The sequence below is a fragment of the Pulveribacter sp. genome (genome assembly GCF_032079985.1).
Lineage (GTDB): Bacteria > Pseudomonadota > Gammaproteobacteria > Burkholderiales > Burkholderiaceae_C > Melaminivora.
The window spans coordinates 234587-247265 of the sequence record NZ_DAMATK010000003.1 but is presented as its reverse complement, the minus strand read 5'-3'; the positions used below and the strand labels follow the sequence as shown (position 1 = coordinate 247265).

General features: G+C 67.9%; 17 protein-coding genes. 12 read left to right on the top strand and 5 right to left on the bottom strand.

Annotated elements, in window-relative coordinates:
• The first annotated feature begins 11 nt into the window (after positions 1-11).
• The 5 genes from RT282_RS12385 (at position 12) to RT282_RS12365 (ending at position 3894) form a co-directional block, all read left to right on the top strand.
• The gene (locus tag RT282_RS12385; protein WP_312306766.1) at positions 12-800 is read left to right on the top strand and encodes an ABC transporter ATP-binding protein; all 789 of its coding nucleotides are present in this window, start codon (positions 12-14) and stop codon (positions 798-800) included.
• A 13-nt stretch (positions 801-813) separates the two neighbouring features.
• Complete coding sequence (locus tag RT282_RS12380; RefSeq protein WP_312306765.1) at positions 814-1551, top strand: ABC transporter ATP-binding protein; 738 nt, start codon at positions 814-816, stop codon at positions 1549-1551.
• A 161-nt stretch (positions 1552-1712) separates the two neighbouring features.
• Complete coding sequence (locus RT282_RS12375; protein ID WP_312306763.1) at positions 1713-2075, top strand: DMT family protein; 363 nt, start codon at positions 1713-1715, stop codon at positions 2073-2075.
• Between the two features lie 120 nt (positions 2076-2195).
• The gene (locus RT282_RS12370) at positions 2196-2843 is read left to right on the top strand and encodes a DUF47 domain-containing protein (protein ID WP_312306762.1); all 648 of its coding nucleotides are present in this window, start codon (positions 2196-2198) and stop codon (positions 2841-2843) included.
• A 40-nt stretch (positions 2844-2883) separates the two neighbouring features.
• On the top strand, positions 2884-3894 hold the full coding sequence (locus tag RT282_RS12365; protein WP_313314490.1) for an inorganic phosphate transporter: 1011 nt from the start codon (positions 2884-2886) through the stop codon (positions 3892-3894).
• Between the two features lie 200 nt (positions 3895-4094).
• On the opposite strand, the gene RT282_RS12360 is transcribed toward RT282_RS12365, so the two are convergent.
• On the bottom strand, positions 4095-4541 hold the full coding sequence (locus RT282_RS12360; RefSeq protein WP_313314487.1) for a hypothetical protein: 447 nt from the start codon (positions 4539-4541) through the stop codon (positions 4095-4097).
• A gap of 23 nt (positions 4542-4564) precedes the next feature.
• On the bottom strand, positions 4565-5092 hold the full coding sequence (locus RT282_RS12355; protein WP_313314485.1) for an N-acetyltransferase family protein: 528 nt from the start codon (positions 5090-5092) through the stop codon (positions 4565-4567).
• Positions 5093-5233: 141 nt separating this feature from the next.
• Between RT282_RS12355 and rpsP the strand changes: the two genes are divergently transcribed.
• The 6 genes from rpsP (at position 5234) to RT282_RS12325 (ending at position 9329) form a co-directional block, all read left to right on the top strand.
• Positions 5234-5491, top strand: a complete 258-nt coding sequence (gene rpsP / locus RT282_RS12350) for a 30S ribosomal protein S16 (protein ID WP_312305481.1) — start codon at positions 5234-5236, stop codon at positions 5489-5491.
• 110 nt (positions 5492-5601) lie between these two features.
• On the top strand, positions 5602-6177 hold the full coding sequence (gene rimM, locus RT282_RS12345; RefSeq protein WP_313314480.1) for a ribosome maturation factor RimM: 576 nt from the start codon (positions 5602-5604) through the stop codon (positions 6175-6177).
• Positions 6178-6195: 18 nt separating this feature from the next.
• Entirely contained in the window at positions 6196-6963 is a 768-nt protein-coding gene (gene trmD, locus RT282_RS12340) for a tRNA (guanosine(37)-N1)-methyltransferase TrmD (protein WP_313082093.1), read from the top strand.
• A 124-nt stretch (positions 6964-7087) separates the two neighbouring features.
• Positions 7088-7471, top strand: coding sequence for a 50S ribosomal protein L19 (gene rplS / locus RT282_RS12335; RefSeq protein WP_312305486.1), 384 nt, complete (start codon positions 7088-7090; stop codon positions 7469-7471).
• A 141-nt stretch (positions 7472-7612) separates the two neighbouring features.
• A complete protein-coding gene (locus tag RT282_RS12330) occupies positions 7613-8296 on the top strand; it encodes a CoA pyrophosphatase (RefSeq protein ID WP_313314475.1) in 684 nt (227 codons plus the stop codon).
• Between the two features lie 46 nt (positions 8297-8342).
• Complete coding sequence (locus tag RT282_RS12325; RefSeq protein WP_313314472.1) at positions 8343-9329, top strand: CobD/CbiB family protein; 987 nt, start codon at positions 8343-8345, stop codon at positions 9327-9329.
• Between the two features lie 65 nt (positions 9330-9394).
• On the opposite strand, the gene rsgA is transcribed toward RT282_RS12325, so the two are convergent.
• Genes rsgA through RT282_RS12310 form a run of 3 tightly spaced genes read right to left on the bottom strand, consistent with a single transcriptional unit; the run spans position 9395 to position 11999 of the window.
• On the bottom strand, positions 9395-10339 hold the full coding sequence (rsgA, locus tag RT282_RS12320) for a ribosome small subunit-dependent GTPase A (RefSeq protein ID WP_313314469.1): 945 nt from the start codon (positions 10337-10339) through the stop codon (positions 9395-9397).
• Positions 10336-10698 (bottom strand): 4a-hydroxytetrahydrobiopterin dehydratase, encoded by a 363-nt coding sequence (locus RT282_RS12315; protein ID WP_313314467.1) that lies wholly within the window; start codon positions 10696-10698, stop codon positions 10336-10338. The genes rsgA and RT282_RS12315 overlap by 4 nt, the downstream gene beginning before the upstream one ends.
• On the bottom strand, positions 10695-11999 hold the full coding sequence (locus tag RT282_RS12310; protein ID WP_313314465.1) for a M48 family metallopeptidase: 1305 nt from the start codon (positions 11997-11999) through the stop codon (positions 10695-10697). The genes RT282_RS12315 and RT282_RS12310 overlap by 4 nt, the downstream gene beginning before the upstream one ends.
• Before the next feature lie 54 nt (positions 12000-12053).
• Between RT282_RS12310 and orn the strand changes: the two genes are divergently transcribed.
• On the top strand, positions 12054-12644 hold the full coding sequence (orn, locus tag RT282_RS12305; RefSeq protein WP_313314462.1) for an oligoribonuclease: 591 nt from the start codon (positions 12054-12056) through the stop codon (positions 12642-12644).
• Positions 12645-12679: the final 35 nt, after the last annotated feature.

The window sequence follows — 12679 nt, the reverse complement described above, 5'->3', positions numbered from 1 at the left end:
GCATTCACAACATGGCAGATACAGCAGCAGATAAAGAAGTGGTGCTCAAGGTCGCGGGCATTTCCAAGCGCTTTGGCGGCCTGCAGGCCCTGTCCGACGTGGGCATCACCATCCACCGCGGCCAGGTCTACGGCCTGATCGGACCCAACGGCGCCGGCAAGACCACGTTCTTCAACGTGATCACCGGGCTGTACACGCCCGACACCGGCAGCTTCGAGCTGGCCGGTCAGCCGTACGAGCCGCGCGCCGTGCACCTGGTGGCCAAGGCCGGCATCGCGCGCACCTTCCAGAACATCCGCCTGTTCGCCGACATGACGGCGCTGGAGAACGTGATGGTGGGGCGGCACATCCGCACGAGTTCCGGCCTGGGAGGGGCGATTTTTCGCACCAAGAGCTTCTTGCAGGAGGAGGCAGCCATCGCCCAGCGCGCGCAGGAGCTGCTGGACTACGTGGGCATCGGCAAGTACACCGATTACAAGGCGCGCACCCTGTCGTACGGCGACCAGCGCCGCCTGGAGATCGCCCGCGCCCTGGCCACCGACCCGCAGCTGATCGCCCTGGACGAGCCGGCCGCCGGCATGAACGCCACCGAGAAGGTGCAGTTGCGCGAGCTGATCGACCGCATCCGCAACGACAACCGCACCATCTTGCTGATCGAGCACGACGTGAAGCTGGTCATGGGGTTGTGCGACCGCGTCACGGTGCTGGACTACGGCAAGCAGATCGCCGAGGGCTCGCCCGCCGATGTGCAGAAGAACGAAAAGGTGATCGAGGCCTACCTCGGCACCGGTGGACACTGAGGAAATGGCACACATGGCAACAACGGCCGATCAATCCAAGCAAGTGCTGCTGCAGGTCAAGGGACTGAAGGTGGCCTACGGCGGCATCCAGGCCGTCAAGGGGGTGGACCTGGAGGTGCGCGAGGGGGAACTGGTCACGCTGATCGGCTCCAACGGTGCCGGCAAGACCACCACCATGAAGGCCATCACCGGCACTCAGGGCATGAACGATGGCGACATCGAGTACATGGGCCAGAGCATCCGCGGCAAGGGTGCGTGGGACCTAGTGCGCCAGGGACTGGTGATGGTGCCCGAGGGCCGCGGCGTGTTCGCGCGCATGACCATCACGGAGAACCTGCTGATGGGCGCGTACACCCGCAACGACAAGGCCGGCATCGCCGCCGACGTGGAGAAGATGTTCAACATCTTCCCGCGCCTGCGCGAGCGCAAGGACCAGCTGGCCGGCACCATGTCCGGCGGCGAACAGCAGATGCTGGCCATGGGCCGTGCGCTGATGAGCCAGCCGAAGGTGCTGCTGCTGGACGAGCCCTCCATGGGCCTGTCGCCCATCATGGTGGACAAGATCTTCGAGGTGGTGCGCGACGTGTACGCCCTGGGCGTGACCATCGTGCTGGTGGAGCAGAACGCCAGCCGCGCCCTGGCGATTGCCGATCGCGGCTACGTCATGGAGTCGGGCCTGATCACGATGGAAGGCGGCGGACAGCAGCTGCTGTCCGACCCGCGCGTGCGCGCCGCCTACCTGGGCGAGTAGGCCGGCAGGGCAGATATTTTGGGGAACTGGCGCATCAGGAACGCCAGGCTTGGCCCCGCTGCGGCGGGGCTTTTTTCTGCCTGTGTGCTTCTGTATTCATAGCTGCCAGCGCTTGTCCGTATTGCGCTAGAGTGCGATTTGGCTTGAAAACCCGATTTGCTATGCACGCCCTGCAATCCCTGCCCGTCTCGCTGCAGACCATCTTGCTGCTGGTGGCCAGCAATGTCTTCATGACCATTGCCTGGTACGGCCACCTGAAGAACCTGGCGTCCTCGCCCTGGTACGTGGCGGCGCTGCTCAGCTGGGGTATCGCGCTGTTCGAATACCTGCTGCAGGTTCCCGCCAACCGCATCGGCCACACGCAGTTCAGCGTGGGCCAGCTCAAGATCATGCAGGAGGTCATCACCCTGACGGTGTTCGTGCCCTTTGCCGCGCTGTACCTGGGCGAGCCGCTGAAGTGGGACTACCTGTGGGCGGGCCTGTGCCTGGTCGGGGCCGTGTACTTCATCTTTCGCGGCGCCTGAGCGCGGGCGCGGCACCCGGTTAAACTCGCGCCCACCCGGACCCCGGCCCCCACGACGGGTCAGGGCCTGCGAGGCCCCTTCTCCTTCCCCGCCCTTCGACTACCCCCTCCAGGAGCCCTCATGCTGTTTGGCAAGCTGTTGCCGCGCGAAGGCAATTTTTTCGAGATGTTCAACCAGCATGCCGAGCGCATCGTGGAGGCCGCCCGCGCGTTTTCACAGCTGGTGGCCAACTACAACGACCCGCACCTGCGCGACCGCTACAACCTGGACGTGGACAACGCCGAGCGCGCCGCCGACCGCGTCACGCACGAGGTCAACCGCACGCTGCACAAGACCTTCATCACGCCCATCGACCGCGAGCAGATCCACTCGCTGATCAACACCATGGACGACGTGGCCGACCTGCTGCAGGACTCGGCCGAGACGATGGCGCTGTACGACATCCGCCACATGACCGAGGAGATCACTCGCCTGACCGACTTGAGCCTCAAGTGCTGCGAGCGCGTGCAGGATGCCGTCAAGCTGCTGGCCCGCATCGCCGACCCGGCCGTGGCTGAGGCGGCCCTCAAGACCTGCGAGGAGATCGACCGCCTGGAAGGCGATGCCGACCGCGTACTGCGCAGCGCCATGAGCAAGCTGTTCCGCGAGGAGGCGGACGTGCGCGAGCTGATCAAGCTCAAGGCCATCTACGAGCTGCTGGAGAGCGTGACCGACCGCTGCGAGGACGTGGCCAATCACATCGAGGGCATCATCCTCGAGAATTCCTGAGCCGGGCCGGCCGCATCTGGCATCGGCTACCGCCACCACCATGGAAACAATGCAAACCGCCCTGTGGATCGTCGCCCTGCTGGTGGCGCTGGCCATCCTGTTCGACTTCATGAACGGGTTCCACGACGCCGCGAACTCGATCGCCACCGTGGTCTCCACGGGCGTGCTCAAGCCCGCGCAGGCCGTGGTGTTCGCGGCGTTCTTCAACTTCGTCGCCATCTTCGTGTTCCACCTGAGCGTGGCGGCCACCATCGGCAAGGGCATCGTGGATCCGGGCGTGGTGGACACGCACGTGATCTTCGGCGCGCTGGTGGGCGCCATCACCTGGAACGTCATCACCTGGTACTACGGCATTCCCAGCAGCTCTTCGCACGCGCTGATCGGCGGCATCGTGGGCGCGGTGATCGCCAAAGCCGGCGCCGGCGCGCTGGTGGCCAGCGGCATCCTGAAGACCGTGGCCTTCATCTTCGTCTCGCCGCTGCTGGGCTTCTTGCTGGGGTCGGTGATGATGGTGGTCGTGGCCTGGGCCTTCCGCCGGGCACGCCCCAGCCGCATCGACAAGTGGTTCCGCCGGCTGCAGTTGGTCTCCGCCGGTGCCTACAGCCTGGGCCACGGCGGCAACGACGCGCAAAAGACCATCGGCATCATCTGGCTGCTGCTGATAGCCACCGGCTACGCTTCGGCCAGCGACACCACGCCGCCCCTGTGGACCATCATCTCGTGCTACGCCGCCATCGGCCTGGGCACCATGTTCGGCGGCTGGCGCATCGTCAAGACGATGGGCCAGAAGATCACCAAGCTCAAGCCCGTGGGGGGCTTTTGCGCCGAGACGGGCGGGGCCATGACGCTGTTCATCGCCACGGCCCTGGGCATCCCTGTCTCCACCACCCACACCATCACCGGCGCCATCGTCGGCGTGGGCTCCACCCAGCGCGCCAGCGCCGTGCGCTGGGGCGTTGCGGGCAACATCATCTGGGCGTGGATCCTCACGATTCCCGCCAGCGCCTTCGTCGCCGCGATCGCGTACTGGATCAGTCTGCAGCTGTACTAGAGAACAACCCCCTATGCCGCTGCGCGGCTTCCCCCTTCTCTGGCGCGCTGCGCGCTGGGAAGGGGGACGACGCTGGTGGACTGGCGAAGCCAGATCCACGGCGTCTGCTGGCAGCGGGGGCGCGCCGGTTTCAAGCGGTCGGCGATTTGCTATTGTTTATGTAGCTGCTGGCGCTTGCTGGACAAGCGCTGGCGCCTGTTTTATTGAGAGATTTTTCTCGCCTCTTCGATCTGGTATTCGAAGTAGCGCTGGAAGCTGAACGCCAGGCTGGCCATCAGCACGGCCGTGCCCAGCATGAGCGACAGGCCGATGGCGAACACCGTGACCCAGCCGGTGCGTCCGGCAGGGGCGTCGGGCGCAGCCTGGGGGTTGAATCGGGCGTTCCAGCGCTCGGGCGTCATCAGGCCATAGAGGATGGCGCGCAACGCGCAGCCGGCGATGGTGAAGCCCAGCAGCGGGATCAGCACCCAGCTCAGGTGGTCGTCCAGCCCCCACTGCTGCACGCGCTCTATGCCGTACACGCCCAGCGCCGTGGGGATGGGCAGCAGCCAGCCAGCTAAGTCGCGCAGGCCGTACAGGTAAAAGCGATGCAGCCCCAGCGGGCCCCCCAGGAAGGCCAGCCAGGCGGCCACGGTCTTGTTCTTCATGGGGTGCGATTATTGGCCGGCGATCATTCGGGCGCCGTGCCGTCGGCTTGGCCCAGGGGCTTTTCCATCAGCACCACGTCGCGCCAGGCGCCGAACTTCCAGCCCACCGAGCGCAGCACGCCCACCTCGGTGAAGCCGGCGGCCCGGTGTACGCCGATGGAGCCGGCGTTGGCCGAGTCGCCGATAACGGCCAGGAGCTTTCGCACGCCCGCGCCTTCGGCCTCACGCACCAGTGCGGCCAGCAGCAGCCGGCCCACGCCGCGGCCGCGGGCGTCATCGGCGACGTAGATGGAATCTTCCGCGGAGAAGCGATAGGCCGGGCGCGGCTTGAACCAGTTGCAGTAGGCAAAGCCCAGCAGTCCGGCGCCGGCCTCGTCCTTCGCCACCAGCCAGGGCAGGCCGCGGGCCAGCACCTCGGCGCGGCGCCCCGCCATGTCCTGCACGCTGGGAGGCTCGGTCTCGAAGGTGCCCGTGCCGTGCAGCACGTGGTGGGCGTAGATGGCGGTGATGGCGGGCAGGTCGCCTTCATGGCTGGGACGGATAAGGGGCATGGTAGGAGGAAGGGTTGTGGATATAATCGCGGGCTTTGCTGCGTGTCGCTGGCCGGGTGGCCAGTCGCGTGTCTCAAACGCGGCAAGAATGACGCGGCCTTCGCATTGTTGCCAAAGGCTGCTCCACCCGAAGGATTCATCATGGTCGTTATTCGACTCTCGCGCGGCGGCTCCAAGGGCCGTCCTTTCTTCAACATCGTCGTGTCCGACAAGCGCGTGCGCCGCGATGGCCGTTTCATCGAGCGCCTGGGCTTTTACAACCCCTCGGCCAAGGGCGGCGAAGAAACCCTGCGCATCGCCCAGGACCGCCTGACCTACTGGAAGGGCGTCGGCGCCCAGGCGTCCCCCACCGTGGAACGCCTGGTCAAGCAAGCTGCCAAGCAGCAGCCGGCCGCCTGATAACGGCCCGGCCGACCAAGCGCACAGGGCGAGCCCCGCTGGCATGACCGGCGGGCTCGCCTTTTTGCTTTGATGGCCTTCTTTCCTTTCTCTTTTTGCCACGCACCACCATGACACCCCCGCTGCCCGCGCTGAACCCCGCCGAACTGCCGGCCGATGCCGTGGAGGTCGGCCGCATCGCCGACGCCTGGGGCGTCAAGGGCTGGTTCAAGGTGCTGCCCTACAGCAGCGATGCCGAGGGCCTGCTGTCGGCGCGCACCTGGTTTCTGCAGCCGGCCGAGCGCGGCAGCAAGAACACCTTTGCCGGCACCGTGCAGCTGGACATCCGCCAGGCGCGCATCCACTCGGACGCCGTGGTGGCCTGGGCCCGCGGCGTGGACGACCGCGACGCGGCCGAGGGCCTGCGCGGCGCGCGCATCTTCGTGCCGCGCTCGGGCTTTCCGGCGGCCGGCGAGGACGAGTACTACTGGGTCGACCTGATTGGCCTGGAGGTGGTGAACCGCGAGGGCGTGGCCCTGGGCACCGTGCGCGACCTGTTGCCCACCGGTCCGCAAACCACACTGGTGCTGAGCTATGAAGAGGATGGCAAGCCGCACGAGCGGCTGGTGCCCTTCGTTTCGGCCTTCGTCGACCAGGTGGACCTCGCCGGGCGACGCATCACCGTGGACTGGCAGCCCGACTTCTGACGTACCCGCCTGCCCGCCATGCGCTTTGACGTCATCACGCTGTTCCCCGAGCTGTTCGCGCCTTTTCTGGCCAGCGGCGTGACGCGCCGTGCTTACGCCTCGGGGCAAGTGCAGGTGCAGCTGTGGAACCCGCGCGACTGGGCCGAGGGCAACTACCGCCGTGTGGACGACCGCCCCTTCGGCGGCGGCCCCGGCATGGTCATGCTGGCCGAGCCGCTGGCGCGCTGCGTGGCGGCCATCCGTGCCGAGCGGGCGGAAGGCGAGGGCGCGCAGGCGCCACTGGTGCTGTTCTCGCCCATCGGCCGGCGGCTGGACCATGCCGGCGTACAGGGCTGGAGCGAGGGCGCCGGCGCCATCTTGCTCTGCGGGCGTTACGAAGGCGTGGACCAGCGCTTCATCGACAGCTACGTGCAGCTGCAGATCAGCCTGGGCGACTTCGTGCTCTCCGGCGGCGAGATCGCCGCCATGGCGCTGCTGGACGCAGTGGCGCGCCTGCAGCCCGGCGTGCTACACGACGCCGGCAGCCACCAGCTCGACAGCTTCAACCCCGAGCTGGACGGTCTGCTGGACTGCCCTCATTACACACGCCCCGAGGCTTGGCAGGGCCAGGCCGTGCCGGCCGAGCTGCTGTCGGGCCACCACGCGCAGATCGAGCGCTGGCGACGCCAGCAGCGCCTGGCCGTCACCGCACGGCATCGTCCCGACCTGTTGGATCAGGCGCGCCAGCAGGGCCGCATCACGCGCGAGGATGAGGCGTTTTTGTCTCGAACGCCGCCCTTGCTATAATGGCGGGCTTTCGATCCTCTGGCCGGCCGCTGCGCACCGCAACATTCCAAGCACAGCACACAGGCGCCAATCGTGGCGCCGCATGCCAATCCTGGCGCGGACAAGATCGCATTCGAGTGCAACCATGAACCTCATCCAGACCCTCGAGCAGGAAGAAATCGCCCGCTTGAACAAGAACATTCCCCAGTTCGGCCCCGGCGACACCGTGATCGTCAGCGTGAACGTGGTGGAAGGTGCCCGCAAGCGCGTGCAGGCCTATGAAGGCGTGGTGATCGCCAAGCGCAACCGCGGCCTGAACAGCGGCTTTACGGTGCGCAAGATCTCCAGCGGCGAAGGCGTGGAGCGCACGTTCCAGACCTACAGCCCGCTGATCGCCGGCATCGAAGTCAAGCGCCGCGGCGACGTGCGCCGTGCCAAGCTTTACTACCTGCGCAGCCGCAGCGGCAAGTCGGCCCGCATCAAGGAAAAGCTGCCCTCGCGCGTCAAGGTCGCTCCGACCGCCGCGTAAGGATAGGCACCCGACGGGCGCCACCAGGCGCCCGCCAGGGTTCGGGAAAAACGCTACAGTGCTTCGGCCCTGTAGCGTTTTTTTTGGGTCTTCTTTTTCCGGCACGCCTGCCCGTCCCCGCATTTCCCTGTCATCCCTGCGATGCCGCTGCCCCCCAGTCTGCCCGTTTTCGACCCTCGCACCGTGCCCGTCATCGGCGTGGACGCGCACCTGCCGCGCGTGGCGCCGGCCGAGCAACTGCCCGATGCGCTGCGCCGGCGCTTTGCCGCGCCGCCGCCCTGGGCGCCCGAGATCCGCTGCGAGCCCAAGTTCGCCGACCGCCAGCCGGCCAAGGCCGCGGTGCTGGTGCCCATCGTGCTGCACGAGCGCCCCACGGTGTTGCTGACCGAGCGCACGGCCCACCTGTCCACGCACTCCGGCCAGGTGGCTTTCCCCGGCGGGCGCACCGACCCGGGCGACGTGGACGCCGCCGCCACGGCGCTGCGCGAGGCGCACGAGGAGGTCGGCCTGGAGCCGGCGGCCGTGGAGGTGCTGGGCCACCTGCCGGTGTATGTGACGGGAACCTCCTTCATCGTCACGCCCGTGGTCGGCCTGGTGCGCCCGGGCGCACCGCTGCATCCCAATCCGCACGAGGTGGCGGACGTGTTCGAGGTGCCGCTGGACTACCTGCTGGACCCCTCGCACCACCAGCGCCACCTGCTGCGCTGGCAGGGCCACCAGCGCGAATGGTTCGCCATGCCCTACCAGGATGGCGACAAGGCGCGCTTCATCTGGGGTGCCACGGCCGGCATGCTGCGCAACCTCTACCGCTTCCTCAGCGCCTGAAAGCGCTGGACGGAGCGCGCCACCTGCGCCGCTATGATTGCCCGCCATGAGTTTCTTCGCCATCCTGTTTGCACTGCTGATCGAGCAGGCGCGGCCGCTGGCGCGCAGCAACCCCATGCACGCCGGCCTGCGTGCCTGGGCCCTGTCGGTCAACCGCAACTTCGACGCCGGCAGCTCCCAGCACGCCTGGGTGGCCTGGGCCCTGGGCGTGCTGCTGCCGCCGCTGGCGGTGCTGGGCGTGTACTGGGCGCTGCTGCATTTCATCGGCTGGCCGCTGGCCCTGGTGTGGAACGTGGCCGTGCTCTACGTCACGCTGGGCTTTCGCCAGTTCAGCCACCACTTCACCGGCATCCGCGATGCGCTGGAGGAGGGCGACGCCGCTGGTGCCCGTGCCCGCCTGGCGCAGTGGAAGCAGGTGGACGCCAGCGAGCTGCCCCGCAGCGAGGTGGTGCGCCACGTCATTGAATACTCGGTGATCGCCGCGCACCGCCACGTGTTCGGCGTGCTGGCCTGGTATTCGGTGTGCGCCGCGCTGGGCCTGGGACCGGCAGGTGCGGTGCTGTACCGGCTGGCGGAGTTCGTGGCGCGCTACTGGGCGCCACACACCGCCACCGCCCACCCGGCGAGCAGCGCGCTGCAGACCGTGGCCGCGCAGGCCTGGACGGTCATTGACTGGGTGCCGGCGCGCCTGACGGCGTTGTGCTTTGCGGTGGTCGGCAGCTTCGAGGAAGCCATCGAGGGCTGGCGCTTCCACGCCCAGCGCTTTCCCAGCGACAACGACGGCGTGATCCTGGCGGCCACGGCTGGCGCCATCAACGTGCGCCTGGGCGGCGAGGCGCTACGCAAGGCCAGCGCCGACGCCTACGTCACGCCCGGCTTCGAGGCCGGCGCCGAACTGGGCGACAGCGACAGCACGCCTGGGCGCGAGCCCGAGGTGGGCCACCTGCGCAGCGTGGTTGGGCTGGTCTGGCGTTCGGTGGTGGTGTGGATGTTGCTGCTGGCGCTGCTCACGCTGGCCCGGCTGCTGGGCTGAAAGCTATCTTTTTTATAGCTGCTGGCGCTTTCTGGACAGGCGTTGGAGGCCGATTTGATGCCTAATCAATAGCGGCTCTGGCTCAGCTCGGCGAACAGCTCGCCGTAGATGCGGTGGCGCTGCACGCTGATGGCGCCGGCCTCGCGCGCCTCGCCCACGTGGGCCATGACGGCGCAGCCTGGCTCGTGCAGGTGGGTGCAGTTGTAGAAGCGGCATTCGCCGGCGTGGGCGGCGATGTCCGGCATGCAGCGCGCCAGGTCGGTGGGTGCTAGGTGGCGCAGGCCGAATTCTTGGAAGCCCGGCGAGTCAATGAGTGCCGTGTGGCGCCCTGGGTCGATCCAGTACAGCTGGGTGCTGGTGGTCGTGTGCCGGCCGGAGTTCAGCGCCTGCGAGATCTCGCCCGTCTGCGCCGCGGCGCCGGGCACCAGCAAATTGACCAGCGTGCTCTTGCCGGCGCCCGAGGGGCCCAACACCAGCGTGGTCTTGCCTTCCAGCAGCGCCAGCAGGGCCTCGCGGTCCACCTCGCTGGATTCGGCCAGCGACAGCGGCAGCACGCGGTAGTGGTGGGCCGCGCCGCCTTCGCCGGCCATGTGCCGGTAGGGCCACAGGCGCTCCCAGGCGCGGGCGAAGGGCTCGACCAGGTCGCTCTTGTTCAGCGCGATGAGCGCCGTGATGCCGGCGGCCTCGCAGGCGATCAGCGCCCGGGTCAGCTGGCTTTCCGAGAACACCGGCTCGGCGGCGATCAGCACCAGCACCTGGTCCAAATTGGCGGCAAACGACTTGGTGCGCACCTCGTCCTGACGATAAAACAGGTTGCGCCGCGGCAGCACCTTCTCGATCGTGCCCTCATCGCCTTGGCCGGGCGCCGGGGCGCGCCACAGCACGCGGTCGCCCACGACGGCCGAGGCCTTCTTGCCGCGGGGATGGCAGATGCGGCGCTGGCCGTCGCCGGTCTCCACCACGCAGTGGCGGCCGTGGCTGGCCACCACCAGGCCTTCGCGCTCGCTCATGCGGGCTGTAGCGAGAGCAGGGCCTCGATGCGCGTGGCGCAGTCGATGTCCGTGGCCGAGATGCCGCCCACGTCGTGCGTGTTCAGGCGCACCACGCAGCGGCCGTAGTGCACGGACAGGTCGGGGTGGTGATCCTGCACGTGGGCGATGAAGGCCACGGCGTTCACGAAGGCCATGGTCTCGTGGTAGTTGGCGAAGGTGAAGGTCTTCTCGATGGCGACCTGGTCGCCGTCACCGGCCAGGCGCCAGCCGGGCAGCAGGCCGAGCTGCGCCACCACCTCGGTGGGGCCCAGGGCGCGCCGGCTTTCGCGCGACCAGTCTTTCTTCGGCAGCATGGAGGAGGGGGTGGTCGTGGTCATGGCGTGGCACCTTGCAGCGGGGCGGCCGGCAGACGCGCCAGGCGCTCCGTGGCCGGGGGGTGGGAGTAGTAGAACCGCGCGTACACCGGGTCGGGCGTCAGCGTGGAGGCATTGTCCTCGTAGAGCTTGAGCAGGGCCGAGGCCAGCTGCCCGCCGTCCGCCTGAGCGGCGGCATAGGCGTCCGCCTGGAACTCGTGCTTGCGCGACAGTTGCGCCATCAGGGGCGTGAGGAACACGGTGAACACCGGTGCCGCCAGCAGAAACAGCAGCAGCGCCAGCGCGTCGTTGGGCGCGGAGCCATCCAGCGACAGGTTGGGCACCACGCCCAGGCCGGTGTAGAACCAGCCGCGCGTGGACAGCCAGCCCAGCAGCGCAAAGCCGACCAGGGTCAGGGCGAACAGGGCTACCAGCCGCCGCGCGATGTGCTTGTGGTGGAAGTGCCCCAGCTCGTGGGCCAGCACGGCCTCGACCTCGTCGCCCGAGAGCTGCTTGAGCAGCGTGTCGTAGAACACCACGCGCTTGGCCGCACCAAAACCGGTGAAGTAGGCGTTGGCGTGCGCACTGCGGCGGCTGCCGTCCATCACGAACAGGCCGCGGGCGGTGAAGCCGCAGCGCTGCATCAGCGCCGTGACGCGGGTGCGCAGCGCTTCGTCCGCCAGCGGCTGGAACTTGTTGAACAGGGGCGCGATGAAGAGCGGGTAGACCACCATCAGCAGCAGGTTGAAGCCCATCCACGCAGCCCAGGCCCACAGCCACCAGAGCGGGCCGGCAGCGTGCATCAGCCACAGCACCAGCGCGGCCAGCGGCAGGCCGATGAGGGCGACCAGCAGCGTGGACTTGGTCAGGTCGGCCAGCCACAGCCGGGGCGTCATCTGGTTGAAGCCGAAGCGCTGCTCCAGCACGAAGGTCTGGTACAGCTGCACCGGCAGATCCAGCAGGCCGCTGATGAGGGCAAAGCAGCCCAGCAGCGCCAGCTGCTGAAGCATGCCGCCGCCCAGCCAGGCCAGCAGCGCCTGGTTCAGCGCGTCCAGCCCGCCCAGCAGTGTCCAGCCCAGCAGCACGGCCGAACCAAAGGCCAGCTGCAGCAGGCCAAAGCGCGTGCGCGCCAGCGTGTAGTCGGCCGCCTTCTGGTGCGCGGTCAGCGCGATGCGCGCGGCAAACGGCGCGGGTACGGCGCCGCGATGCTGCGCCACGTGGCGCACCTGGCGCGAGGCCAGCCAGAATTTCAGCAGCAACCCGGCCACCAGGGCAGCGGCGAAGGCGTAGGTCAGCAGGAGGGAAGGGGAAAGAAGCGAGGGCATGGACGCCGCAGTTTAGAGCCTGGGGGCCTGCGGCTATCGGTGAAAATCGGCCGGATGACCGACACCGCGCCCACTGCTTCCCCCACCTTGGCCAAATCCGACCTGAACCTGGTCTGGCTGGACTGCGAAATGTCCGGCCTCGACCCCGAGAAAGAGCGACTGCTGGAGATCGCCGTGGTCGTCACCGGCCCCGACCTCTCCCCACGCATCGAGGGTCCGGTCCTTGTCATCCACCAGAGCGACGAACTGCTGGGCGCCATGGACGCCTGGAACAAGGGCACGCACGGACGCAGTGGCCTGATCGAGAAGGTGCGCATGTCCACCGTCACCGAGGCGCAGGCCGAGGAAGAACTGCTGACCTTCCTCAAGCGCTACGTGCCCAAGGGCAAGGCCCTGATGTGCGGCAACAGCATCGGCCAGGACCGGCGCTTCCTGGTGAAGTACATGCCGAGGCTGGAGGCGTTCTTCCACTATCGCAACCTGGACGTGAGCACGCTCAAGGAGCTGGCCCGGCGCTGGAAGCCCGAGGCCTACTCCAGCTTCAAGAAGGCCCAGCGGCATACGGCGCTGGCGGACGTGTACGAATCCATTGACGAGCTGGCGCACTACCGCACGCATTTTTTCGTCCCCCCGCAGGCGGGATAATCAAAGGCTGCCTGTACCCAGGCACACAGTGCCCG

Coding starts and splice junctions, on each gene's coding strand:
- RT282_RS12385 (WP_312306766.1), top strand. CDS start 12: ATGGCAGATACAGCAGCAGATAAAGAAGTGGTGCTCAAGGTCGCGGGC.
- RT282_RS12380 (WP_312306765.1), top strand. CDS start 814: ATGGCAACAACGGCCGATCAATCCAAGCAAGTGCTGCTGCAGGTCAAG.
- RT282_RS12375 (WP_312306763.1), top strand. CDS start 1,713: ATGCACGCCCTGCAATCCCTGCCCGTCTCGCTGCAGACCATCTTGCTG.
- RT282_RS12370 (WP_312306762.1), top strand. CDS start 2,196: ATGCTGTTTGGCAAGCTGTTGCCGCGCGAAGGCAATTTTTTCGAGATG.
- RT282_RS12365 (WP_313314490.1), top strand. CDS start 2,884: ATGGAAACAATGCAAACCGCCCTGTGGATCGTCGCCCTGCTGGTGGCG.
- RT282_RS12360 (WP_313314487.1), bottom strand. CDS start 4,541: ATGAAGAACAAGACCGTGGCCGCCTGGCTGGCCTTCCTGGGGGGCCCG.
- RT282_RS12355 (WP_313314485.1), bottom strand. CDS start 5,092: ATGCCCCTTATCCGTCCCAGCCATGAAGGCGACCTGCCCGCCATCACC.
- rpsP (WP_312305481.1), top strand. CDS start 5,234: ATGGTCGTTATTCGACTCTCGCGCGGCGGCTCCAAGGGCCGTCCTTTC.
- rimM (WP_313314480.1), top strand. CDS start 5,602: ATGACACCCCCGCTGCCCGCGCTGAACCCCGCCGAACTGCCGGCCGAT.
- trmD (WP_313082093.1), top strand. CDS start 6,196: ATGCGCTTTGACGTCATCACGCTGTTCCCCGAGCTGTTCGCGCCTTTT.
- rplS (WP_312305486.1), top strand. CDS start 7,088: ATGAACCTCATCCAGACCCTCGAGCAGGAAGAAATCGCCCGCTTGAAC.
- RT282_RS12330 (WP_313314475.1), top strand. CDS start 7,613: ATGCCGCTGCCCCCCAGTCTGCCCGTTTTCGACCCTCGCACCGTGCCC.
- RT282_RS12325 (WP_313314472.1), top strand. CDS start 8,343: ATGAGTTTCTTCGCCATCCTGTTTGCACTGCTGATCGAGCAGGCGCGG.
- rsgA (WP_313314469.1), bottom strand. CDS start 10,339: ATGAGCGAGCGCGAAGGCCTGGTGGTGGCCAGCCACGGCCGCCACTGC.
- RT282_RS12315 (WP_313314467.1), bottom strand. CDS start 10,698: ATGACCACGACCACCCCCTCCTCCATGCTGCCGAAGAAAGACTGGTCG.
- RT282_RS12310 (WP_313314465.1), bottom strand. CDS start 11,999: ATGCCCTCGCTTCTTTCCCCTTCCCTCCTGCTGACCTACGCCTTCGCC.
- orn (WP_313314462.1), top strand. CDS start 12,054: ATGACCGACACCGCGCCCACTGCTTCCCCCACCTTGGCCAAATCCGAC.